Source organism: Streptomyces sp. NPDC006643, from assembly GCF_042870175.1.
Lineage (GTDB): Bacteria > Actinomycetota > Actinomycetes > Streptomycetales > Streptomycetaceae > Streptomyces.
The window spans coordinates 1-20561 of sequence record NZ_JBIAHA010000009.1; the positions used below are offsets into that span (position 1 = coordinate 1).

The 20561-nt window shown below is 71.4% G+C and carries 23 protein-coding genes; 13 read left to right on the forward strand and 10 right to left on the reverse strand.

Going from position 1 to position 20561, the window contains the following annotated elements; genetic code table 11:
* Positions 1–140: 140 nt before the first annotated feature.
* Both meaB and ACFYNU_RS13950 read left to right on the forward strand, forming a co-directional pair.
* The gene (meaB, locus tag ACFYNU_RS13945) at positions 141–1160 is read left to right on the forward strand and encodes a methylmalonyl Co-A mutase-associated GTPase MeaB (RefSeq protein ID WP_356585422.1); all 1020 of its coding nucleotides are present in this window, start codon (positions 141–143) and stop codon (positions 1158–1160) included.
* The gene (locus ACFYNU_RS13950) at positions 1157–2221 is read left to right on the forward strand and encodes an enoyl-CoA hydratase/isomerase family protein (RefSeq protein WP_356585423.1); all 1065 of its coding nucleotides are present in this window, start codon (positions 1157–1159) and stop codon (positions 2219–2221) included. Before meaB ends, ACFYNU_RS13950 begins: the two co-directional genes overlap by 4 nt.
* Positions 2222–2271: 50 nt before the next feature.
* Here the strand turns inward: ACFYNU_RS13950 and ACFYNU_RS13955 are convergent, their stop codons facing one another.
* Positions 2272–3024 (reverse strand): TVP38/TMEM64 family protein, encoded by a 753-nt coding sequence (locus ACFYNU_RS13955; RefSeq protein ID WP_356585424.1) that lies wholly within the window; start codon positions 3022–3024, stop codon positions 2272–2274.
* A gap of 128 nt (positions 3025–3152) precedes the next feature.
* Here ACFYNU_RS13955 and ACFYNU_RS13960 point away from each other — a divergent pair, with 128 nt between their 5' ends.
* The 3 genes from ACFYNU_RS13960 to ACFYNU_RS13970 all read left to right on the forward strand — a co-directional run bounded on the left by ACFYNU_RS13960 (position 3153) and on the right by ACFYNU_RS13970 (position 6259).
* The gene (locus ACFYNU_RS13960; protein WP_356585425.1) at positions 3153–3851 is read left to right on the forward strand and encodes a DNA alkylation repair protein; all 699 of its coding nucleotides are present in this window, start codon (positions 3153–3155) and stop codon (positions 3849–3851) included.
* A gap of 296 nt (positions 3852–4147) precedes the next feature.
* A complete protein-coding gene (tuf, locus tag ACFYNU_RS13965; protein WP_356585426.1) occupies positions 4148–5326 on the forward strand; it encodes an elongation factor Tu in 1179 nt (392 codons plus the stop codon).
* An 87-nt stretch (positions 5327–5413) separates the two neighbouring features.
* Positions 5414–6259 carry a fused MFS/spermidine synthase gene (locus tag ACFYNU_RS13970; RefSeq protein ID WP_356585427.1) on the forward strand — a complete coding sequence of 282 codons (846 nt, stop codon included), beginning with the start codon at positions 5414–5416 and terminating at the stop codon, positions 6257–6259.
* Between the two features lie 19 nt (positions 6260–6278).
* Here ACFYNU_RS13970 and ACFYNU_RS13975 read toward each other — a convergent pair whose 3' ends face one another.
* Complete coding sequence (locus ACFYNU_RS13975) at positions 6279–7385, reverse strand: hypothetical protein (protein ID WP_356585428.1); 1107 nt, start codon at positions 7383–7385, stop codon at positions 6279–6281.
* A 108-nt stretch (positions 7386–7493) separates the two neighbouring features.
* Here ACFYNU_RS13975 and ACFYNU_RS13980 point away from each other — a divergent pair, with 108 nt between their 5' ends.
* Both ACFYNU_RS13980 and ACFYNU_RS13985 read left to right on the forward strand, forming a co-directional pair.
* On the forward strand, positions 7494–7931 hold the full coding sequence (locus ACFYNU_RS13980; protein ID WP_356585720.1) for a DUF4442 domain-containing protein: 438 nt from the start codon (positions 7494–7496) through the stop codon (positions 7929–7931).
* Positions 7932–8076: 145 nt separating this feature from the next.
* Positions 8077–8745 (forward strand): DedA family protein, encoded by a 669-nt coding sequence (locus ACFYNU_RS13985; protein ID WP_356585429.1) that lies wholly within the window; start codon positions 8077–8079, stop codon positions 8743–8745.
* 33 nt (positions 8746–8778) lie between these two features.
* Here ACFYNU_RS13985 and ACFYNU_RS13990 read toward each other — a convergent pair whose 3' ends face one another.
* On the reverse strand, positions 8779–9309 hold the full coding sequence (locus ACFYNU_RS13990; RefSeq protein ID WP_356585430.1) for a gamma carbonic anhydrase family protein: 531 nt from the start codon (positions 9307–9309) through the stop codon (positions 8779–8781).
* 200 nt (positions 9310–9509) lie between these two features.
* Between ACFYNU_RS13990 and ACFYNU_RS13995 the strand changes: the two genes are divergently transcribed.
* On the forward strand, positions 9510–10736 hold the full coding sequence (locus ACFYNU_RS13995) for a cytochrome P450 (RefSeq protein ID WP_356585431.1): 1227 nt from the start codon (positions 9510–9512) through the stop codon (positions 10734–10736).
* Between the two features lie 82 nt (positions 10737–10818).
* On the opposite strand, the gene ACFYNU_RS14000 is transcribed toward ACFYNU_RS13995, so the two are convergent.
* The 5 genes from ACFYNU_RS14000 to ACFYNU_RS14020 form a co-directional block, all read right to left on the reverse strand.
* The gene (locus tag ACFYNU_RS14000) at positions 10819–12138 is read right to left on the reverse strand and encodes a cytochrome P450 (protein WP_356585432.1); all 1320 of its coding nucleotides are present in this window, start codon (positions 12136–12138) and stop codon (positions 10819–10821) included.
* The gene (locus tag ACFYNU_RS14005; protein ID WP_356585433.1) at positions 12135–12767 is read right to left on the reverse strand and encodes an ATP/GTP-binding protein; all 633 of its coding nucleotides are present in this window, start codon (positions 12765–12767) and stop codon (positions 12135–12137) included. Before ACFYNU_RS14005 ends, ACFYNU_RS14000 begins: the two co-directional genes overlap by 4 nt.
* Complete coding sequence (locus ACFYNU_RS14010) at positions 12748–13107, reverse strand: DUF742 domain-containing protein (protein ID WP_356585434.1); 360 nt, start codon at positions 13105–13107, stop codon at positions 12748–12750. The genes ACFYNU_RS14005 and ACFYNU_RS14010 overlap by 20 nt, the downstream gene beginning before the upstream one ends.
* Entirely contained in the window at positions 13104–13526 is a 423-nt protein-coding gene (locus tag ACFYNU_RS14015; RefSeq protein WP_356585435.1) for a roadblock/LC7 domain-containing protein, read from the reverse strand. The genes ACFYNU_RS14010 and ACFYNU_RS14015 overlap by 4 nt, the downstream gene beginning before the upstream one ends.
* A gap of 183 nt (positions 13527–13709) precedes the next feature.
* Positions 13710–15425 (reverse strand): ATP-binding protein, encoded by a 1716-nt coding sequence (locus ACFYNU_RS14020; RefSeq protein ID WP_356585436.1) that lies wholly within the window; start codon positions 15423–15425, stop codon positions 13710–13712.
* Between the two features lie 327 nt (positions 15426–15752).
* On the opposite strand from ACFYNU_RS14020, the gene ACFYNU_RS14025 reads away from it, so the two are divergent.
* Positions 15753–16493 carry an acyltransferase gene (locus tag ACFYNU_RS14025; RefSeq protein ID WP_356585437.1) on the forward strand — a complete coding sequence of 247 codons (741 nt, stop codon included), beginning with the start codon at positions 15753–15755 and terminating at the stop codon, positions 16491–16493.
* A gap of 48 nt (positions 16494–16541) precedes the next feature.
* On the opposite strand, the gene ACFYNU_RS14030 is transcribed toward ACFYNU_RS14025, so the two are convergent.
* Positions 16542–17408 carry a DMT family transporter gene (locus ACFYNU_RS14030; protein ID WP_356585438.1) on the reverse strand — a complete coding sequence of 289 codons (867 nt, stop codon included), beginning with the start codon at positions 17406–17408 and terminating at the stop codon, positions 16542–16544.
* 117 nt (positions 17409–17525) lie between these two features.
* Between ACFYNU_RS14030 and ACFYNU_RS14035 the strand changes: the two genes are divergently transcribed.
* The 3 genes from ACFYNU_RS14035 (at position 17526) to ACFYNU_RS14045 (ending at position 19387) form a co-directional block, all read left to right on the forward strand.
* Positions 17526–18098, forward strand: a complete 573-nt coding sequence (locus tag ACFYNU_RS14035; RefSeq protein ID WP_356585439.1) for an XRE family transcriptional regulator — start codon at positions 17526–17528, stop codon at positions 18096–18098.
* Positions 18099–18126: 28 nt separating this feature from the next.
* A complete protein-coding gene (locus ACFYNU_RS14040; protein ID WP_356585440.1) occupies positions 18127–18690 on the forward strand; it encodes a YbaK/EbsC family protein in 564 nt (187 codons plus the stop codon).
* A gap of 148 nt (positions 18691–18838) precedes the next feature.
* Entirely contained in the window at positions 18839–19387 is a 549-nt protein-coding gene (locus ACFYNU_RS14045; protein ID WP_356585441.1) for an AAA family ATPase, read from the forward strand.
* A gap of 41 nt (positions 19388–19428) precedes the next feature.
* On the opposite strand, the gene ACFYNU_RS14050 is transcribed toward ACFYNU_RS14045, so the two are convergent.
* Positions 19429–19851 (reverse strand): CoA-binding protein, encoded by a 423-nt coding sequence (locus ACFYNU_RS14050; protein ID WP_356585442.1) that lies wholly within the window; start codon positions 19849–19851, stop codon positions 19429–19431.
* An 82-nt stretch (positions 19852–19933) separates the two neighbouring features.
* Between ACFYNU_RS14050 and ACFYNU_RS14055 the strand changes: the two genes are divergently transcribed.
* Positions 19934–20560, forward strand: a complete 627-nt coding sequence (locus ACFYNU_RS14055) for a YigZ family protein (RefSeq protein ID WP_356585443.1) — start codon at positions 19934–19936, stop codon at positions 20558–20560.
* Position 20561: the final 1 nt, after the last annotated feature.

The following is a 20561-nucleotide window of genomic DNA, read 5'->3' on the forward strand; positions in this document are numbered from 1 at the left end:
CGTGATCCCACCCGGCGACATCGACGAACTGCACCGCGCGGGCGCCGCCGCCGTCTTCCCGCCCGGCACGGTCATCCCCGACGCCGCGAGCGACCTCCTCACCACACTGGCCGCCGCACTCGGCCACGAGCGGTGAGCCGGTGGCCCCTCGGAACACCCCCGACATCGACGCGTATGCCAAAGGCGTGCTCGACGGCTCCCGTTCGGCCGTCGCGCGCGCCATCACCCTCGTGGAGTCCACCCGCGCCGACCACCGGGAGCTTGCCCAGCGGCTGCTGACACAGCTGCTGCCGTACTCCGGCGCGGCGCGCAGGATCGGCATCAGCGGTGTGCCCGGCGTCGGCAAGTCGACCTTCATCGACGCACTCGGCACGATGCTCACCGGCCTCGGTCACCGGGTCGCCGTCCTCGCCGTCGACCCCTCCTCCAGCAGGACGGGCGGCTCCATCCTCGGCGACAAGACCCGTATGGAGCGCCTGTCGGTGGACCCGGCCGCGTTCGTGCGGCCGTCACCCACGGCGGGCACGCTGGGCGGTGTCGCCAAGGCGACCCGCGAGACGATCATCGTGATGGAGGCGGCGGGGTACGACGTGGTGCTCGTCGAGACCGTCGGCGTCGGCCAGTCGGAGACGGCCGTCGCCAACATGGTCGACTCCTTCCTGCTGTTGAGCCTCGCCCGCACCGGCGACCAGCTCCAGGGCATCAAGAAGGGCGTGCTGGAGCTGGCCGACCTCATCGCCGTCAACAAGGCCGACGGGCCGCACGAGCGGGACGCGAAGTCCGCCGCGCGTGAACTCGCGGGCGCGCTGCGGCTGATGCACCCCGCCGACGCCGCGTGGACACCGCCGGTGCTCAGTTGCAGCGCCCGTGAGGGGACCGGGCTCGACACGGTCTGGGAGCGGCTGGAACAGCACCGGAAGGTTCTCGACACCAGCGGGCGCCTCCGGCGCAAACGGAGCGACCAGCAGGTCGACTGGACCTGGTCGATGGTCCGTGACCATCTGCTCGACCGGCTGCGGAGCCACCCGGGCGTACGCCGTCTCGCTCCCGCGCTCGAACGGGAGGTACGGGAGGGCTCGTTGACGGCGACCCTGGCGGCCGAGCGGATCGTCGAGGCGCTGGACCTGCCGGCCGAAGAGACCGAGGACGGGGCACGATGACGCGGGACGAGACCGTACTCGTACGGCGCGAGGGACGGGACGGCCGCGTCGGACGGCTCACGCTCAACCGGCCACGCGCCCTCAACGCCCTCACCCACCCCATGGTGTCGCGCGTCGACGCCGCCCTCACCGACTGGGGGAGCGACCCCTCCGTAAGGACGGTGGTCATCGACGGCGCCGGGGAGCGCGGGCTGTGCGCGGGCGGCGACATCCGGGCCATCTACGAGGACGCGCGTACGGGCGGCGCCGCGTCACCCGCGTTCTGGCGCGACGAGTACCGGCTCAACGCCCGCGTCGCGCGGTACCCGAAGCCGTATGTCGCCCTCATGGACGGCATCGTGATGGGCGGCGGCGTGGGGATCTCGGCGCACGGCGACGTCCGGATCGTCACCGAACGCTCCCGGGTCGCCATGCCGGAGACCGGCATCGGCCTCGTACCGGACGTGGGCGGCACGTATCTGCTCGCCCGCTCGCCCGGCGAACTCGGCACACATCTCGCCCTCACCGGCGCGGCGGTGGGCGCGGCCGACGCGCTGCTCTGCGGCCTCGCCGACCACTTCGTCCCGTCCGGAGACCTGCCCGCCCTGGTGGCCGAACTCGCCTCCACGGACGCCCCGGTGGCCGTACGGCACCACGCGACGGCGCCGCCCGGGGGCGAACTCGCCGCCGACCGCGAGTGGATCGACGCGTGCTACACGGCGGACTCCGTGGAGGAGATCGTGGACCGCCTCTTCGCGAGCGGCCACCAGAAGGCGAAGCAGACGGCGGAGACGATCCTCACGAAGTCCCCCACGGCCCTGAAGGCGACGCTGGCCGCCGTACGGCTGGCGCGGCGCCCGGGGACGCTGGAGGAGGTGCTGACGGCGGAGTACCGCGCGTCCTGCGCGGCGCTGCGGACGCCGGACCTGGTGGAGGGCATCAGGGCCCAGGTGATCGACAAGGACCGCACGCCGCGATGGTCCCCGGCGGAACTGTCCGCGGTCACGGCGGCGGACGTGGCCCGCTTCTCGGCGGTGCCGGCGGGCGGGGACCTGGGGCTGGGTGCGCCGCGCAGGCCCTGAACGGTGTCCTCGCTCCCGGTCCCGGCCTACACGGCCTGAGCAGTGGTTACCTAACCCACCGGCTCCGGTATCCGGTCCTCCGCAGGACTCTCCTGCCGGGCCGGGCCCGGACGCAGCCGGTGGCGTTTGCGCCACGCCACGATCGCCGCCGCCATTCCCGTCAGCACGATGAATCCCATCGCGACCAGGAACGCCGGTGACGTCGGCGACCCCGCCTCGCTGCCCGCCACCACATACGCCGCCGTGTTGGGGATCGTGCCGAGCCCCGTCGCCAGCAGGAACGGGCCCCAGCCCATGCGCGACACCGCCGAGACATAGTTGGCCGCCTGGAACGGCACCCCGGGGAAGAGCCGGATCGCCATCATCGAGCGGAAGCCGTGGGTGCTCAACTGGTGGTCGGCCATGGTCAGCCAGCGGCCCCGCAGCAGCGGGCGCAGCGCGTCCTGGCCGAGGAAACGGCCCAGACCGAAGGCGATGCCCCCGCCCAGCACCGTGCCGGCGACCGCCGCCGGGAGGCCGAGTTGCGAGCCGAACAGCGCGCCCGCCGCGAGATTCAGCAGTGGGCGCGGCACAAAGGCCGCCGTACAGACGCCGTACGCCGCCGCGAACAGCACCAGGGCGCCGCCGCCGCTCAGTTGGGGCCAGCCCGCCGCGATGATTCTCTGCGGCTCGTAGACCAGCACCGCGGCCCCGGCGGACGCCAGGAGGACCACGAGGAGGGAGAGTCTGGACCAGGGTGAGAGCAGCACCCTCGTACAGCGGACCGTGAGGCCGGGGGACGACCTGTCGACAGGGTCGAGCATGCGGGGAGACTAACCGACGAACAGATGTGATTGTCGTCAAGAACCGGGAGACAACTGCCACTCGGCCTCCTCCCGTTCCGTCCACAGGCCGCCCCGCGTTGTCAGTGGCTGCCCCTAACCTGCACGTCATGACCCTCGCACCGCCGCCCAGCGATCTCGCCGACACCGTCCTGGCCCGGCTCACGGCCGGTTACGTCACAGCCGCCGATCCGGCACGGGCCGAGCGGTCCGCCGCGTACTTGAAGGGCGTCGCGCCCTTCCTCGGTATCCCCACCCCCGAACGCCGCGCGCTGTCACGGCGGGTGCTCGACTCCCTGCCGTGTCCCGACGAGAAGGACTGCGCGGCCATCGCGCTGCGCTGCTGGGAGCTGCCCGAGCGGGAGTACCGGTACTTCGCGATCGACTACCTCCGGCGCCATGTCGCGCGCCTGTCCTCCGGCTTCCTCCCCGTCGTACGGCAACTCGTCTCCACGGACCCCTGGTGGGACACCGTCGACCTCCTCGCCGCCCATCTCGCGGGCGGACTGGTCGCCGCCGACCGCCCACTGGCGAAGGAGATGGACGCCTGGATCGAGGACGAGAACCTCTGGATCGCCCGCACCGCGCTGCTGCACCAGCTCACCTACAAGCAGTCGACCGACACGGAACGGCTGTTCGGCTACTGCCTGAAACAGTCGGGTCACCGCGACTTCTTCATCCGCAAGGCGATCGGCTGGTGCCTGCGCGAGTACGCGAAGACGGACCCGGCGGCCGTCCAGGACTTCGTGGCGAGCGCCCGGGACCGGCTCTCCCCGCTCTCCGTGCGCGAGGCACTGAAGCACTTCTGAGCCCCGGCACCACCAGGCGGAAAACCGGTCGACGTCCCGGCGCCCGTCGGACATCATCAACGGCATGTTCCGGTACGCCTTCCACACAGCGCCGTCCGCAGTCGCGGACGCGCCGAAGGCTGCCGCATTCCTCGCAGCGCACGCCGAAGCAGCAGCGGCAGCAGCCGCGGCGGCGCCCCTCGACGGCGCCCGAAGCTGACCCTTCCCGGATCGTCCGGCGGACCCCACAGGGGGAGGGTCGGCAAGGCCCCGGGGTCCCCCTCACGCTTCGAGTTCCTGGAAGGAACACGTCAGCCATGCCCAAGACGGCATACGTGCGCACCAAGCCGCACCTCAACATCGGCACCATGGGCCATGTCGACCACGGCAAGACCACTCTGACCGCGGCCATCACCAAGGTCCTCAGCGAGCGCGGGACCGGCACGTTCGTGCCGTTCGACCGGATCGACCGGGCCCCGGAGGAGGCGGCGCGCGGCATCACCATCAACATCGCGCACGTCGAGTACGAGACGGACACCCGCCACTACGCCCACGTCGACATGCCCGGACACGCCGACTACATCAAGAACATGGTCACCGGAGCCGCCCAGCTCGACGGGGCGATCCTCGTCGTCTCCGCGCTCGACGGGATCATGCCGCAGACCGCCGAGCACGTACTGCTCGCCCGCCAGGTCGGCGTCGACCACATCGTCGTCGCCCTCAACAAGGCCGACGCGGGCGACGACGAGCTGACCGACCTGGTCGAGCTGGAGGTGCGCGAACTGCTCAGCGCGAACGGGTACGGCGGGGAGAGCGTTCCCGTCGTCCGGGTCTCCGGGCTCCGGGCGCTGGAGGGCGACCCGCGCTGGACCGAGGCCGTGGTGGCGCTGCTCGACGCGGTCGACACCTATGTGCCGATCCCCGTCAGATACACCGACGCGCCGTTTCTGCTCCCGGTGGAGAACGTGCTGACCATCACCGGGCGCGGCACGGTCGTCACCGGCGCCGTCGAGCGCGGCACGGTCCGGGTGGGCGACCGGATCGAGGTGCTCGGCGCCGACTCCGGGCCGCAGCCCAGCACGGTCACCTCGCTGGAGACCTTTGGCAAGCCGATGGAGTCCGCCGAGGCCGGTGACAACGTCGCGCTGCTGCTGCGCGGCATGCCACGCGACGCGATCCGCCGGGGCCATGTGGTGGCCGCGCCGGACAGCGTCGTACCGAGCAGGCGGTTCACCGCCCAGGTGTACGTCCTGTCGGCGAAGGAGGGCGGCCGTACGACGCCGATCACGACCGGCTACCGGCCGCAGTTCTACATCCGCACGGCGGACGTGGTCGGTGACATCGACCTCGGCGAGGCGGCCGTCGCGCGGCCCGGTGACACGGTCGGCCTGACCGTGGAGCTGGGCAGGGACGTACCGCTGGAGTCCGGGCTCGGCTTCGCGATCCGCGAGGGCGGACGCACGGTCGGCGCGGGCACGGTGACCGAGCTGATCTGACCGCCCCCGGGCGCCGCGCCCGTCTCCTCCACCCCGGAGGAGACGGGCGCGGTCGGCTCCGTACGGCGCGGCGCGCACAATGGGACGGTGAGTGAAGCCATCCCCGTCATCCGGACCGTCGACCACGGCACCGCGCGGCTGCTGCCCGACGTGGACCGCGAGCGGGCGTGGCTGCTGACCGTCGACGGCGCGCCCCAGTCGTACGTCGACCTGGACGAACCGACCCATCTCGAATTCGAGTACACCCGGCGCCTCGGGCATGTCGTCGACCGCGCCGCCGACGAGGGCGACCCGCTCACCGTGCTCCACCTCGGCGGCGGGGCCCTGACCCTGCCCCGCTATGTGAGCGCCACCCGGCCGGGCTCGGCGCAGGACGTGGTCGACGCCGACGGTGCGCTGCTCGCGCTGGTCGCCGAGGAACTGCCGCTGCCGGCCGGCACCGGGATCACCGTGCACGACGCGGACGCCCGCGCCTGGCTCGCCGCGGCGCCGGCCCGCTCGGTGGATCTGCTGATCGCCGATGTCTTCGGCGGCTCACGGGTGCCCGCCCATCTGACGTCCGTCGAGTACGCGCGCCTCGCCGAGCGGGTGCTACGGCCAGACGGCCTGTACGCGGCCAACCTCGCCGACGGCGCGCCTTTCGCCTTTCTCAAATCCCAACTGGCCACCTTCGCCTCGGTGTTCGAGGAGCTGGCGCTGATCGCCGAGCCGTCGGTGCTGCGCGGACGACGGTTCGGCAACGCCGTACTCCTCGCGTCGCACGCCCCGATCGACACGGCGGCCCTGGCGCGTCGCACCGCGTCCGACGCCTTTCCGGCGCGCGTCGAACACGGCGCGCCGCTGCGGCGGTTCACCGGCGCCGCGCCGGTCGTGCGCGACGCCGGCGCGGTGGCGTCGCCCGCGCCGCCCGAGGGGGCGTTCAGCATCGGCTGAGCCCCCCCGGTGCGTGGGACTACTCGCCGACCAGCCGGACGGTGCTCATGATCTTCATCAGCGTGGCGTCCGGGATCTCGTCGTCCACGCCCCTGGCGCCGTACACGACCCATGTCGTGAAGTCGCCCTTGGCGTTGGTGAAGGTGAACGCGATCGACTTGCCGTCGGTGTCGCACTTCTCCTTCTTCGGCAGACCCGTGCTCGCGGCCGTCGAATAGTGCCCCTTGAGCCCGGCCTTGGTCGTGTAGGGCTTGGACTTCTCCACCTTGATCGCCGCTTGTTGCTGCGCCTCGGTGGCTTCCTGCGCGTACGCGGCCCAGACCCAGCTGCCGGACTCGTTGCTGGCGGCGGTCGCCGTGTCCTTGGCTCCCTTGCCGCCCTTGGTGCCCGTGCCGCCGAGGCTGACGTCCTCCATCGTGCCGTCCTTGTCGGTGTCCTGCTCGCACCAGTTGGACTTCAGGAAGGCCGGCGCGGAGAAGGTGATGGCGGGCGAGCCGTCACCCTTCTCGGCGTCCTCGAAGCCCGAGAACGTGTCGGGCTTCTCGACCACCCAGTCGGCCGGGACGTCGAACTGCGTCCCGTGATTGGGGTTGGTCACGACCTTCCAGCCCGCGATGGTCGGCTTGGCGACGGCGGAACCGTCGCGCGGGTTGACCGACGGCGAAGGCGACTGCGTCGTCTTCGGTTTGCTCGACTCCGACGCCTTGGAGTCGTCGGCGACGCTCTCGCTCCCGCCGTCGTCCTGCATCACGAAGAAGCCCGTGGCGGCGGCTGCCACCACGACCGCCGACGCGGCGATGATCGCGACCGTCTTCGTACGCTTCTTGTCCTGCGAGGGATCGGGGCCGCCCGGCCCGCCCACGTGCCCCGGAACCGCGTACTGCGGCCTGGTCGGCTGCTGGTACGGGTTGGGCTGCTGCTGTCCCGGCTGCTGTCCCTGCTGCGGGTAGCCGGGCTGCTGCGGATAACCCGGCTGCTGCTGAGGCTGCTGCGGGTAGCCCGGCTGTTGCTGGTATCCCGGCTGTTGATAGGGATTCGGCTGCTGGTACCCCGGCTGCTGGTACGGGTTGGTATTCGGATCCTGCGGGTTCTGCTCGCCCCCGGGCGGCTGCTGTCCTGGCCACATGGCGAGTAACGATAGAGGGGTCGTCGTCGCACTGCTACGGCCGCCCTGTCGCAGGATGGCAACTGAGGCTACTCGTGGGTAATGTCGGGGCGTATGAGCTCTGATCAGATGACCGTCGGCGAGATGCTCGCCGCCACCGTTCCCATGGCCAGGACGCTCCGGATGGAGTTCCTCGAAACCACCGCCGAGCGTGCGGTCGTACGGCTCCCGGACCGGGCCGACTTCCACAACCACGTCGGGGGTCCGCACGCCGGCGCGATGTTCACCCTCGGCGACACCGTCAGCGGCGCCCTCGTGCTCGCGGCCTTCGGCGACCAGCTCACCCGCGCCGTACCGCTCGTTGTCAAGGCGGAAATCGGCTACAAGAAGCTCGCCATGGGCGTCATCACGGCGACGGCCACCCTCGGCCGCCCGGCGGCCGAGGTCGTCGCCGAATTCGACGGGGGCGGTCGCCCCGAATTCCCCGTCGCCGTCACCTTCCACCGCGAGGACGGCGCCGTCACCGGCGAGATGACCATCGTCTGGACACTGCGCCGCAACGCCTGAGGCGACCGCTGACGCGACCGGCTGCGACGGCCGGGCCCCGGTCATCGGCGGTCGTCCCGCCCAGGTAGGCTGCCCGGCGAGCGCCTGGAAGGCGCTCGCCGGGCAGCGGCACGCGACGGCACATTCCGACACAGGAGGAACGGTCTTGCACGTCCAGGAATGGCTGGAGACCGTACCGCCGATCGCCATCTATCTGCTGGTCGCCGGGGTGATCGGGCTCGAAAGCCTCGGTATCCCGCTGCCGGGCGAGATCGTTCTCGTCAGCTCGGCGCTGCTGGCCTCGCAGCACGGCGACATCAACCCGTACATCCTCGGCGCGTGCGCCACCGCCGGCGCGATCATCGGCGACTCGATCGGCTACGCCATCGGCCGCAAGGGCGGCAGACCGCTGCTCGCGTGGCTCGCGGGCAGATTCCCGAAGCACTTCGGCGAGCCGCAGATCGCCATGGCCGAGCGGTCGTTCCAGAAGTGGGGCATGTGGGCGGTCTTCTTCGGCCGTTTCGTCGCACTGCTGCGGATCTTCGCCGGGCCGCTCGCGGGTGTGCTGCGGATGCCGTACTGGAAGTTCCTCATCGCCAACGTCCTGGGCGGAATCGTCTGGGCCGGGGGCACGACCGCCGTCGTCTACTCGGTGGGTGTCGTCGCCGAGGCGTGGCTGAAGCGCTTCTCCTGGCTGGGCCTCGTCCTTGCCGTACTCATCGGAATCACCTCGATGCTCGTCATCAAGAGCCGGGCGAAGAAGGCTTCGGAGCAGGCGCGGGAGCAGGCGCACGCGGGACTGAAGGCCGCCGAGCCCGCGCCCGCCACCGACTGACCGCCCGACGGGCGCCCGGCCCGGCGGCCCGCGTCAGTCCTCGGACACGGCCCCGTGGCGCTTGGCCAGCTCCAGATAGAGCGCCGCGTTGAGCGTGATGCCCGCACGCTCCTCCTCGGTCAGCTCCCGCTTCACCTTGGCGGGCACGCCGGCCACCAGCGAACCGGGCGGTACGCGCATGCCCGCCGGTACCAGCGACTGGGCCGCGACGAGTGAACCGGTCCCGATGTGCCCCCCGTTGAGGACGGTCGCGCCCATACCGACCAGCACGTCGTCCTCGACGGTGCAGCCGTGCAGCACCGCGTTGTGACCCACCGAGACACGCTCGCCGATCGTGACGGGGGAGCCCAGGTCGACATGCACGGTGCAGTTGTCCTGGATGTTGGAGTCGGCCCCGACGACGATCGGGCCGCCGTCGGCCCGCAGCACCGTGTGGTACCAGACGCTCGCACCGGCGGCCATCGTGACCTCGCCCACCACCACGGCCGTCAGCGCCACGAACGCCGTCGGATCGATCACGGGCTCCTTGCCACCCACACCCGCGATCAGTGCCCGCTGTGTCATGCCGTTCTCCTCCGGTGCCGCCCAGTCCGCCCAGTCCGCCTCGTACCGCCCGCGCCCTCCCACGGCTCGTACCGGAACCGTAGGCGACGTGTCCGCGCGCTCCGGCAGCAGGTCGGCCAGGACGCGCCTGTCTGAACTGACGGGCAATCAATAGCCTTGTCGAAGTCGAATGTTGCCGTCGCTTCGACCGAGGGAGCACCATGGCCACCGCACAGCAGGTTCCCGACATCCTGTCGCCCGAGTTCGCGGAGAATCCGTATCCCGCCTACCGTCTGATGCGTGAGAGCGCGCCGCTCATCTGGCACGAGGCCACCAAGAGCTACATCATCTCGCGCTACGACGACGTGGAACGGGCCTTCAAGGACAGGGCGTCGGCGTTCACCACCGAGAACTACCACTGGCAGATCGAGCCCGTGCACGGGAAGACGATCCTCCAACTCAGCGGCCGTGAGCACGCCGTACGCCGTGCGCTCGTCGCCCCCGCCTTCCGGGGCAGCGACCTGGAGGAGAAGTTCCTGCCGGTCATCGAGAGCAACGCCCGACGGCTCATCGACGCCTTCCGGCTCACCGGAAGCGTCGACCTGGTGGACGCCTTCGCCACCCGCTTCCCGGTCGACGTCATCGCCGACATGCTGGGGCTCGACCAGGCCGACCACGCCCGCTTCCACGGCTGGTACACCGCCGTCATCGCCTTCCTCGGCAATCTGTCCGGCGACGCCGAGGTGACCGCCGCGGGTGAACGGACGCGGATCGAGTTCGCCGAGTACATGATCCCGATCATCCGGGCCCGCCGTGACAACCTGGGCGACGATCTGCTCTCGACGCTCTGCGCCGCCGAGGTCGACGGGGTGCGGATGAGCGACGAGGACATCAAGGCGTTCTGCAGCCTGCTGCTCGCGGCGGGCGGCGAGACCACCGACAAGGCCATCGCTTCGATCTTCGCCAATCTCCTGACGCACCCGGACCAGCTCGCCGCCGTGCGCGCGGACCGGAGCCTGATCGACCGGGCGTTCGCCGAGACCCTGCGGTTCACCCCGCCGGTGCACATGATCATGCGGCAGACCGCCGAGGAGGTCACGCTCAGCGGCGGCACCATACCCGCCGGCGCCACCGTCACCTGCCTCATAGGCGCCGCCAACCGGGACGGTGACCGCTTCGCCGACCCGGACACCTTCAACATCTTCCGGGACGACCTGACCACGACCACCGCGTTCTCCGCCGCCGCCGACCATCTGGCGTTCGCGCTCGGTCGGCACTTCTGCGTGGGCGCGCTGCTGGCCAAGGCCGAGGTACGGACCGGGGTGGGCCAACTCCTGGACGCCATGCCCGATCTGCGACTTGCGGACGGCTTCGACCCGGTCGAGCACGGGGTGTTCACGCGCGGACCACGGTCGCTGCCGGTGACCTTCACACCCGTCGCGAGCTGACAGCGGGCCGACAGGCGCGGGTCCCGATCGCCGTACGGGGTCAGGAGAGCCCGTACGGCGATCGAGGACGTCCGTCAGAGGCTCACCGCACCACCGGGGTGAACTCCACCGGCAGCGCGGTGAGCCCCCGCATCCAGATCGACGGCCGCCACGTCAACTCGCCCGGCTCCACGGCCAGTACGACATCCGGCAGCCGCTCCAGCAGCGTCTCGACCGCCGTACGGGCGACGACGTCGGCCAGTAGCGGGGCCGGATAGGGACAGCGGTGCTCGCCGTTGCTGAAGGACAGATGCGCCGAGTTCTCCGCGCCGATATGGCCCTCGGGCCAGATCTGCGGATCGGTGTTGGCCGCGGCGAGCCCCAGCACCAGACAGTCGCCCGCCCTGATGTGCCGCCCGCCCAGCTGGGTGTCACGCACCGCCCACCGGCCGATGAAATTCTGCGTCGGAGTGTCCAGCCACAGCACCTCGTTGAGGGCCTGCCCGACACTCAGCCGCCCGCCGGACACATTGAGCGCGAACCGGTCGTCGGTCAGCAGCAGCCGCAGTGTGTTGCAGATCCAGTTGGCCGTCGGCTGCTGCGCCGCCGCGATGACGGAGATCAGGTCCTGCACGATCTCCTCGTCCGCCAGACCCGCCGGATGACCGATCATCCGCGAGGTGACGTCCGAGCCTGGCCGGGCCCGCTTGTCCTTGACCAGCTGCTGGATACGCTCCTGCACCCGGAGGTACGCCGACACCGGATCGTCGCCCTCGCCCGCGTCCAGCGACACCCGCAGATCGCCCACGAGTTCCTCGGTGTCCGCGCCACCGGCCGGCATGCCGCACATCTGGACGGCGGCCCGCATCGGCAGGGCGTGGGCGTACGCGGCCATCAGCTCCGCGTGCCCCGCGCCCGCGAACGCGTCGATCAGCTGCTCGGCGATCTGCCGGCAGTCATGGGCCAGTTCGAACTGGTCGACCGCCTCCAGCGCCTGGGTGATCACTCCGGCCCGCCGCTGATGCTCGGCGCCCTCGGTGAACAGTACGGACGGCTGGTAGCCGACGTACGGCAGCAGCGGCCAGTCGGTGGGGATCGCCGCCCACTGGTTCCAGCGGCGCGAGTCCCTGGCGAACAGCTCGTCGTGGCTGGTGACATAGCCGACCTCGGAGTAGCCGAGGACCAGCCACGCGGGGATACCGCCGTCCAGCAGGACGGGGGCGACGGGGCCGTGCTCGCGGCGCAGGCTGCGGTAGAGCTGCGACGGCGTCTGCTGGAACTGGAGTCCGCTCAGCGGCACCGAGTCGGGATGCGCGGCCGGGCAGCCGGTCGGCGGCTGCGCCTCGGGGAGCGCGCCCGGCGGGTCGAGGGTGTGGCGGCGGTCGCCGGGGGCTTCGGGGTAGCGGGCGTGCGGATCGTTCATGGCGTCAACTCCCGTGCCATCGCCAGTTCGTACAGGTGGTCCACGAGGGCGATCAGGACGTTCTTGCCCGACGAACGGACCCGCGCGTCGCAGTTGATCAGCGGGACGTGCTCGGGCAGCGAGAGCGCCTGCCGGATCTCGTCGAGCGAGAACGCGGAGATGTCGTCGTCGAACCGGTTCACCGCGACCACGAACGGCGTGTTGTGATGTTCCAGCCGGTCGATGGCGTACCAGGACTCGCTCATCCGCCGGGTGTCGACCAGGACGACGGCCCCCAGCGTGCCGGAGAAGAGGCGGTCCCACAGGAACCAGAACCGCTCCTGGCCCGGCGCGCCGAACAGATAGAGCACCACCCGCTCGGTGAGGCTGATCCGGCCGAAGTCGAAGGCGACCGTCGTCGTGGTCTTCGTCGACAGCCCGGCGGTCTCGTCGACCCCGACACCGGCCTGCGTCATCACTTCCTCGGTGTTGAGCGGACGGATCTCGCTCACCGACCGGACCAGGGTCGTCTTGCCGACCCCGAAGCCGCCCACGATCACGATCTTCAGTCCGGTCTCGGCGGCGTCGGTCAGCGGGGTGCGGGCGGGCGGCCCGGCGGCCGGGGGCCGCTCAGAGGTTGCGGAGTCCATGGAGCACCTCCTTCAAGAGGGCCGAGTCGGGCAGGGCGGACACGGACCGCGCCGTGCGCGGATGGCGGGCGGTGATCCGGCCCGTCGCCTGGAGATCGCCGAGCAGGATCCGTACGACGGTCACGGGCAGTCCCAGCTCCGCCGAGATCTCCACGACCGCCGTCGGGTGGCGGCACAGTTCGAGGATCGCGTGGTGGTCCGACGGCATCCCCTGGGTCGGCGCGCACTCGCTGACGATCAGGGTGACCAGGTCGAACGTGTCGTGGTCGGCCCGGCTGCGGCCACCGGTGACCGTGTACAACCGGTCGGGGCGACCGGTGTCGACGGGGCGGCGGGTCATGACGGGGCGGCTTCGGGGGACACCGGGATCCGGGGCTCGGCGCGCAGATGCTCGCCGATCTGGTCGACCAGCTCGGTCATCTGGTGGCCCACGACACCCGGGTCGGCGCCGTCCTGGGCCACCACCGCGAGATGGGCGCCGTCACCGGCCTCCACGATGAAGAGCAGGCCGCCGTGGAACTCCGTCATGGAGTGGCGTACACCGCCCGTGCCGTTGCCGAACTCGACGGAGGCGCCCTGCGCGAGCGCCTGGATGCCCGAACAGATCGCCGCCAGCTGGTCGGCCTGGTCGAGCGTCAGATGCCGGCTCCAGCAGAGCTTGAGTCCGTCGCGGGAGAGCACCAGGGCGTGCCGGGTGCCGGGGGTGCGCTCCAGCAGACTCTCCAGGAGCCAGGTCAGGCTGTTGTCAGTCGTGGGCATGGGGTGCATGGGTTCGCGTGGGCGGGATCAGCCGGGGGAAGCCGGTCACCGGCCCGTGCCTCCAATCTCACGTGGTGCTGTTCGCGACGTCGCTGTGCTTCCGGACCGTGCGTTCGGACGGTGCGTTCGGACTGTGTGCCTCGGGGCTGTGTTTCCGCTGCCGTACGGGCAACGAGAGGCGTGTCAGGAGGTGTCGCCGGACTCCGGCCCGTCCTTCTCGGGGGCGCCGTCCACCGGAAGCCGGGCGCGGTGGAAGGCCCCGAACTGGGTTCCGGCGTCGCGTCCGGGCGGTACGGCCCGGGGCGCGCCGCCGCCGCGCGTACGGTCCTGCTCGCCCGTACCGTCGGCGGGTGGCCTGTCGCGGTCCGCCGCCGCCATGGTGCGTCCCGGCGGCCGTACGGGCAGCCCGCCCGGCGTGGCGACCCGGGGGCCGTCGGCGGGCGCGGCGGGGGGCGGCACCGGGACCAACGGCGTGGTGCGGGGCGGCGGTTCGGTGACCGTGACGGCCGGTACGGGCGCGGCGTGCCGCCCGGACAGCTGGGGAGCCTCCGTACGCCGCTGGGCGAGGAGCTGCGGCGGGAAGAGGACGACGACACCGGTGCCGCCGCGTGAGGAGGGACGGAAGTTGACGCTCAGGTGGTACTTCTCCGCGAGCCGGCCGACGACGGCCAGTCCGAGTCGGGTGCCCTGGAGCATGGCGAGGTCGTTGGCGCGCCCCGACACCGACTCCTCGGCCCGCCGCATGGCCGCGTCGGCCATCTTGAGGCCGCTGTCCTCGATGGTCACCACGATGCCGGCGGAGCGTTCCTCGACGTAGACGTGCACCTCGTCGATCGGCGGGCTGAAGTTGGCCGCGTTGTCCATGAGTTCGGCCAGCAGGTGCATCACGCCCTCGGCGGCGAAGCCGGCGACGGACGCGGTGCTCGAACAGTGCAGCCGTACGCGCTGATAGGCCGCGATCCGGCCGACGGCGCCGCGCAGGACGCTCTCCATGGGGATCGGTTTGTTCCAGGCACGGCTCGCCCGGCCACCCATCAGCAGCGCCAGCCGGTCGGTCATCAGCCCGAGTTGGGAGGTGTTGTGGTCGAGCTTCAGAAGATCGCCGAACACCTCCTCGCCGTGACGTTCCTGCATCTCGCGGAGATCGGCGAGCATGCTCACGGCCTTGGCCTGCACCCGGCTCAGGGCCTTGGCGCTGGCCGCCTGAGCGGCCGAGCCGCGCCGCTCGCTGACGGCGAAGTCCCGGACGACCGCCTCCGTCAGGACCCGTAGCCGGGGGTCGGACGGACGCTTCAGATCGGCCAGCACGGTGTCGGCGCCCCGGCCCTCGCGGAGCCCACCGAGCGCGGTGGGCAGCGTCACCGTCGACAGGAGGTCCAGATCGTCGGCGATCCGGCGGAGCCTGGTCACCGCCGTCTCGTGGTCGGCGACCGCGGCGGCGGCGCGGCGCTCACCGAGGGCCACCTCCTCGGCGAACGTCCGCAGGACGCGCTGGAGCCGGGGGTCCGACGGCGGGGGAGTGGCGGCCAGCGTCTCCTCGGCGCTCGCGCCGTCGCGCAGCCGTTTGACCACGGTGGGCAGCGTGACATTCACCAGATGGGCCGACTCCGCGCCGCTCCTGGCCAGTTGGGCGTGGAGCGACTGGATCTCGCCGCCGGCCGTCACCGAGCCGCGACGGTGCCGCCGCAGCAGCAGTCCGGCGCCGACGACGACGCAGACGAGGACCGCCCAGGCGACGGCGAGCGACGCCACCAGCCAGCCGCGCGCGGCTGCGGGGGCGGTGACGACCGTGGCGCCGGCCGCCGCTCCCGTCACGAGAAGCAGGGCGGGCGGCCCGGTGAGTGACAGGGGGCGCGTTTTGAGTACGCGGTGGGGGCTCGGTGCGACAGGCACGGACATTCCGCGGTCCCTCGGTAGTCGAGTGCGTTCGAGTGCGGGGGGAGACAGACCAGTTGAAAGGCACCGGTCACCGACGGGGGCGGTGATTCTCCGGGCCGTGTGTGGCGCTCACGCTACGCACGCGGTGCGGTTCGGCAGGGACGCCGCGTGCCAGTGCCCACCAATGAGGGAGTCGGCCGCGAACTCGCCCACGCACGGGCGGTGGCCGTGGTAGGGGAGTGTCGGTGGAGGCGGCTGATGGTGGTTCCCGTCGGTGCGTGGCGCTGTGGGGTGAACGTCACAGCACGGGTCGCCGGCCCGCCCCTGCCCCGCCGATACCGTGGGCGGGTGCCGAAGAGCAGAGACACGTTCCCCGCGCTTGCCGCCTGGCGCCGCCTTGTCACGCGTGCCGTCCACGGCGGCCGGCGGTGGGTCCAGGAGGCGGGCGCGGTCAGCGCCGAGCGCCCGGGGAGGCTGCGGTTCGGCCGGATCGGCACCGGGACCCGGCTCGCGTTCCCGCAGGGCACCGTCTTCGGCGAGCAGTGGATCGAGCTGGGCGAGCACTGCGTCATCGGCGAACACGTCACGCTGACCGCCGGGATGATGCCCGGCCTCGACCTGGGCCCGGAGCCCATCCTGCGACTCGGCGACGGAGTGGTCCTCGGCCGGGGCAGCCATGTCATCGCCGACACGGCGGTGACCATCGGCTCGAACACCTACTGCGGGCCGTACGTCTACATCACGTCGACCAACCACAGTTACGACGATCCCAAGGTCCCCGTCGGCAAGCAGTGGCCCCGCACCGACCCGGTCACGGTGGGGCCGGGCTGCTGGCTGGGCACCGGCGCGGTGATCCTTCCCGGCGCCCGGCTGGGGCGCAACGTGGTGGTCGCGGCGGGAGCCGTCGTACGCGGTGAGGTGCCCGACCACGCGGTGGTGGCGGGGGCGCCCGCGCGGGTCGTACGGAGCTGGGATCCGGAGCGGGGCTGGCAGCCGCCGTTGCGAACGCCCGCGCCCGTACCGATCCCGGAGGGCGTCACCCCCGAGCAGCTGCTGGCGCTCGCCGAACTGGATCCGGACCGCTCGTGACCGCGCAATCGGTTGTAGCCGGGCCGAGCCGTGCCGAGCCGGGGCCGGTCAGCCGGCGGCCAGCAGGACCGTGCCGATCAACGCGAGACCGGCGCCCGCCGCCTGGACGGCGCGCAGCCTCTCCTTCAGGAGGCCACGCGCGGCCAGCGCCGTGACCACCGGATACAGCGAGGCCAGGACGGCGGCGACCGTGACGGGGCCGTTCTGCGCGGCGATCGAGTACGTCCCGTTGGCGGCCACGTCCGCGAGACCGACGAACGCCAGCGCCGGGAGGGCGGCCCGGATCACCGGGAGCCCGCCCTCCTCGGGCAGCGCGGGCGCGCCGCGCCTCACCGACACGTACAGCGCGGCCCCGCCGACACCGACGTTGGTCACGCGCTGTACGAAGAGTGCGAGGAACAGGCCGGTGAGGGAGGTCGACGCCTCGGAGATCAGAGCCATGACCGCGCCGAAGCCGAACGCGGCCACCAGCGTCAGCGTGATCGCCCGGCGGCGGACGGGCGCTCCCCGCAGCTCGGGCCCGCCCGCCAGCACGATGCCCGCGACGGCCACGGCGATCCCGGCGACCTGGAGGAGTCCGGGCCGCTCACCGATGACGAGCCCCACGCCCACCGGTACGACCACACCGATCGAGCCGAGCGGCGACACGACGCCCATCGGACCGAGCGCGAGTGCCTTGTAGAAGGCGAGCATGGCGACGGGGCCGACGACTCCGGCGGCGACCGCGTACCAGAGCAGCGGCCCGGCCTCACTCCAGGCACCGGTCGCGACGACGATCGCGCCGAGGACCACGACGGCGACCGACTGCGAGACCACGACGACGGTCAGGGCGGGGATACGGCGGGTGAGCACGCCACCGCCGAAGTCGGCCAGACCCCAGAGCAGGCAGGTGGCCAGCGCGAACAGTGCGGTCATGACGCGAACCTCGCCAGTACAGTGTGGTGGACGGTTGGTACACCACACCGTAGTACAGCCTATTGAACTATGTCATTGAACATATTGGACGGTTGGACGGAACGGAATGGACGGAATGTGTCGGACCTCGATCAGCTGACCCAGTCGCTCGCCCGCAATCTCAAACGGTGGCGCGGTGAGAGAGCCTTCACTCTCGACACCCTGGCGGCCCGGTCGGGGGTGAGCCGGGGCATGATCATCCAGATCGAACAGGCCCGCACCAACCCCAGCGTGGGCACCACGGTGAAGCTCGCCGACGCGCTCGGCATCAGCATCACCACGCTGCTCGACTACGAGCAGGGTCCTCAGGTCAGGGTCGTCCCCGCCGATCAGGCCGTACGCATGTGGTCCACCGAAGCCGGCAGCAACACCGTCCTGCTGGTCGGGACCGAGGCCCGCGGACCGCTCGAACTCTGGTCCTGGCGGCTGATGCCGGGCGAGCACAGCGAATCGGACGCGCACCCGGAAGGCACGACGGAACTGCTGCACGTCACCACGGGCGAACTCACCCTCCTCGTCGACGGCGCGGCTCATCCGGTGGCCGAGGGCTCGTCGGCGGTCTTCGAGGCGAACGTGCCGCACGGCTACCGCAACGACGGTGAGGTGCCCGTCGAGATGACGATGGCGGTCTCCATCCCGCCCGCGCGCTGAGCACGGGCCGCCTGTTAGCTTGACGCGCATGCGCGCCCCCATCGGAGACTTCGACAACGCCCTGCCCGCCGCCGACTGCCTCGACCAGCTCACGGCCCCGGTCGCCGCCGCCGTACGGTCCTGGCAGGGCGAGGTGCCCGCCGACCAGTTGCTCTACGTGGACACCGACCCGGAGATCGCGGACACCGCGGCGTTCGCACAGCACCACGGCGCCGATCTGCTCGACCACTCGGCCAACTGCGTCGTGGTGGCGGGCAAGCGCGGCGGCGAGTCCACACTCGCGGCCTGCCTCGTCCTGTCCCGGACCCGCGTCGACGTCAACGGAGTCGTACGCAAGCAACTGGGCGCCCGCAAGGCGTCGTTCGCCCCGATGGACACCGCGACCGGCGAGACGGCCATGGAGTACGGCGGCATCACCCCGATCGGCCTGCCCGCCGACTGGCCCCTGCTCGTGGACGCGGCCGTGGTGGACACGGAGTGGGTCCTGCTCGGCAGCGGACGCCGCAGGGGCAAACTGATCTTGCCCGGCAAGACGCTCGCGGCCCTGCCGGGCGCCGTGGTCATCGACGGCCTTGGCGTGACCGCGGCCTGACGGTCGATCCGGGCATCGGCCGCCCGTCTTGTCCAGCGCTCCCGCGGGCGGTCGTCCCGCATGATCTTGCCGATGGGTGCGGCTGCGGCCATGGGCGCAGAGCGATATCGGATCGCGTGACGTGGTCGCGGGCTGACAAGGTGCCGTCATGGATCATGCGGAGGTTCTGCTCATCGGAGGGCGTGCCGGTGTCGGCAAGACGACCGTGGCCTGGGAGGTTTCGGCACGGCTGCGAGCCGTGGCGGTTTCTCACGCCGTCATCGACGGGGACTTCATGGGGCACGTGCATCCGGCCCCGGACGGGGATCCGCATCGCTCGCAGATCACCGAGAGCAATCTGACCGCTGTGTGGGGGAACTTCGCCCGGCGAGGTTACCGGCGCCTGATCTATACGAGCCCCCTGAGTGTGCTGCCCGGGACGACGGGCATGTTCGAGCGTGCCATGGGGGCAGACGTGCGGATCGTACGGGTTCTGCTCACCGCGTCCGACACCACAACCGGCCGGCGGTTGGCCGGCCGGGAGCTCGGCTCGGAACTCGACCGGGAACTGAAGGCGAGCGCCCGAAAGGCGCGGCTCCTGGACGAGGGGGTAGTTGCTGACACCGTGCGGGTGGTGACGGACGGGCGGCCCGTCATGGACATCGCCCATGACGTGGTCGCCGCTACCGGCTGGGGCGGTGCCTGCTCCGGACCGTAGGTGGTGGATGCGCGGTCGATTCCGGACGTCCGGTTCTCGGGTCAGGGCAGCAGGGGGATCTCGATCGCCGGGCAGCGGTCCATCACCATGTCCAGGCCCGCCGCGCGGGTGCGGGTGTAGGCCGCGGGGTCGATCACGCCGAGTTGGAACCAGACCGCCTTCGCGCCGATCGTCGTCGCCTCGTCCGCCACCTGGCCCGCCAGGGCGCTGTTCACGAACACGTCCACCACGTCGACCGGGAACGGGATCTCGGAGAGCGACGCGTAGCCCTTCTCGCCGTGGACCGTTTCCGCCTTCGGGTGGACCGGGATCACGCGCTTGCCGAAGCGCTGGAGCACCGCCGCCACCCCGTACGCCGCCCGTGACGTGTTGGCGGACAGGCCCACGACCGCCCAGGTGTCGCCCGTCGAGGTCAGGATCCTGCGGATCGTCTCGTCGTCCGCGTACGTCTCTTCTCCATACATGCTCGGACAACGGACGGTGCGGGCCGGCAATTCCCGAGGGGTCGGCATACCGGTCGGTACCCGCAGAGCCTAGGGTGGCGCGATGCATGAGCAGTACCGCACCGTCGCCCGCCGGGGCGTCCACGAGACCGAAGTCAACCGGTCGCGCTTCATCTGCGCGCTCGCGCCCGCCGCCACCGAGCAGGAGGCGCAGGACTTCGTCGCCGGGGTACGCCGCGAACACCCCACCGCCACCCACAACTGCTTCGCCTACGTGATCGGCGCCGACGCCTCCGTACAGAAGGCGAGCGACGACGGGGAGCCGGGTGGTACGGCGGGTGCGCCCATGTTGCAGATGCTGGTGCGCAGGGACGTGCGGTACGTCGTCGCCGTCGTCACGCGCTACTACGGAGGCGTCAAGCTCGGCGCCGGAGGCCTGATCCGCGCCTACGGAGGCGCCGTCGGCGAAGCCCTCGACGCGCTCGGCACCGTCACCCGGCAGCGCTACCGGCTCGCCACGATCATCGTCGACCACCACCGGGCCGGAAAGCTGGAGAACGAACTCCGGGCCACCGGCCGCGCCGTACGCGACGTGCGGTACGCGGAGATAGTGACCATCGGGATCGGACTGCCGGACTCCGACGTCGACGCCTTTCGCGCCTGGCTCGCCGACTCCACGGCCGGAACCGCCGTACTGGCACTGGGCGGTGAGGCGTACGGCGACCTGTGAT

What these genes read in the sequence shown, in the direction of transcription:
- ACFYNU_RS13980 (WP_356585720.1), top strand. Translation starts at nt 7,494, where the DNA reads ATGACCGTCGGCGAGATGCTCGCCGCCACCGTTCCCATGGCCAGGACG.
- ACFYNU_RS14005 (WP_356585433.1), bottom strand. Translation starts at nt 12,767, where the DNA reads ATGGACTCCGCAACCTCTGAGCGGCCCCCGGCCGCCGGGCCGCCCGCC.
- ACFYNU_RS14000 (WP_356585432.1), bottom strand. Translation starts at nt 12,138, where the DNA reads ATGAACGATCCGCACGCCCGCTACCCCGAAGCCCCCGGCGACCGCCGC.
- ACFYNU_RS13995 (WP_356585431.1), top strand. Translation starts at nt 9,510, where the DNA reads ATGGCCACCGCACAGCAGGTTCCCGACATCCTGTCGCCCGAGTTCGCG.
- ACFYNU_RS13990 (WP_356585430.1), bottom strand. Translation starts at nt 9,309, where the DNA reads ATGACACAGCGGGCACTGATCGCGGGTGTGGGTGGCAAGGAGCCCGTG.
- ACFYNU_RS13955 (WP_356585424.1), bottom strand. Translation starts at nt 3,024, where the DNA reads ATGCTCGACCCTGTCGACAGGTCGTCCCCCGGCCTCACGGTCCGCTGT.
- ACFYNU_RS14015 (WP_356585435.1), bottom strand. Translation starts at nt 13,526, where the DNA reads ATGCCCACGACTGACAACAGCCTGACCTGGCTCCTGGAGAGTCTGCTG.
- ACFYNU_RS14050 (WP_356585442.1), bottom strand. Translation starts at nt 19,851, where the DNA reads ATGTATGGAGAAGAGACGTACGCGGACGACGAGACGATCCGCAGGATC.
- ACFYNU_RS14030 (WP_356585438.1), bottom strand. Translation starts at nt 17,408, where the DNA reads ATGACCGCACTGTTCGCGCTGGCCACCTGCCTGCTCTGGGGTCTGGCC.
- ACFYNU_RS13975 (WP_356585428.1), bottom strand. Translation starts at nt 7,385, where the DNA reads ATGTGGCCAGGACAGCAGCCGCCCGGGGGCGAGCAGAACCCGCAGGAT.
- tuf (WP_356585426.1), top strand. Translation starts at nt 4,148, where the DNA reads ATGCCCAAGACGGCATACGTGCGCACCAAGCCGCACCTCAACATCGGC.
- ACFYNU_RS14010 (WP_356585434.1), bottom strand. Translation starts at nt 13,107, where the DNA reads ATGACCCGCCGCCCCGTCGACACCGGTCGCCCCGACCGGTTGTACACG.
- ACFYNU_RS14020 (WP_356585436.1), bottom strand. Translation starts at nt 15,425, where the DNA reads ATGTCCGTGCCTGTCGCACCGAGCCCCCACCGCGTACTCAAAACGCGC.
- ACFYNU_RS13950 (WP_356585423.1), top strand. Translation starts at nt 1,157, where the DNA reads ATGACGCGGGACGAGACCGTACTCGTACGGCGCGAGGGACGGGACGGC.
- ACFYNU_RS14055 (WP_356585443.1), top strand. Translation starts at nt 19,934, where the DNA reads ATGCATGAGCAGTACCGCACCGTCGCCCGCCGGGGCGTCCACGAGACC.
- ACFYNU_RS13960 (WP_356585425.1), top strand. Translation starts at nt 3,153, where the DNA reads ATGACCCTCGCACCGCCGCCCAGCGATCTCGCCGACACCGTCCTGGCC.
- ACFYNU_RS14045 (WP_356585441.1), top strand. Translation starts at nt 18,839, where the DNA reads ATGGATCATGCGGAGGTTCTGCTCATCGGAGGGCGTGCCGGTGTCGGC.
- ACFYNU_RS14040 (WP_356585440.1), top strand. Translation starts at nt 18,127, where the DNA reads ATGCGCGCCCCCATCGGAGACTTCGACAACGCCCTGCCCGCCGCCGAC.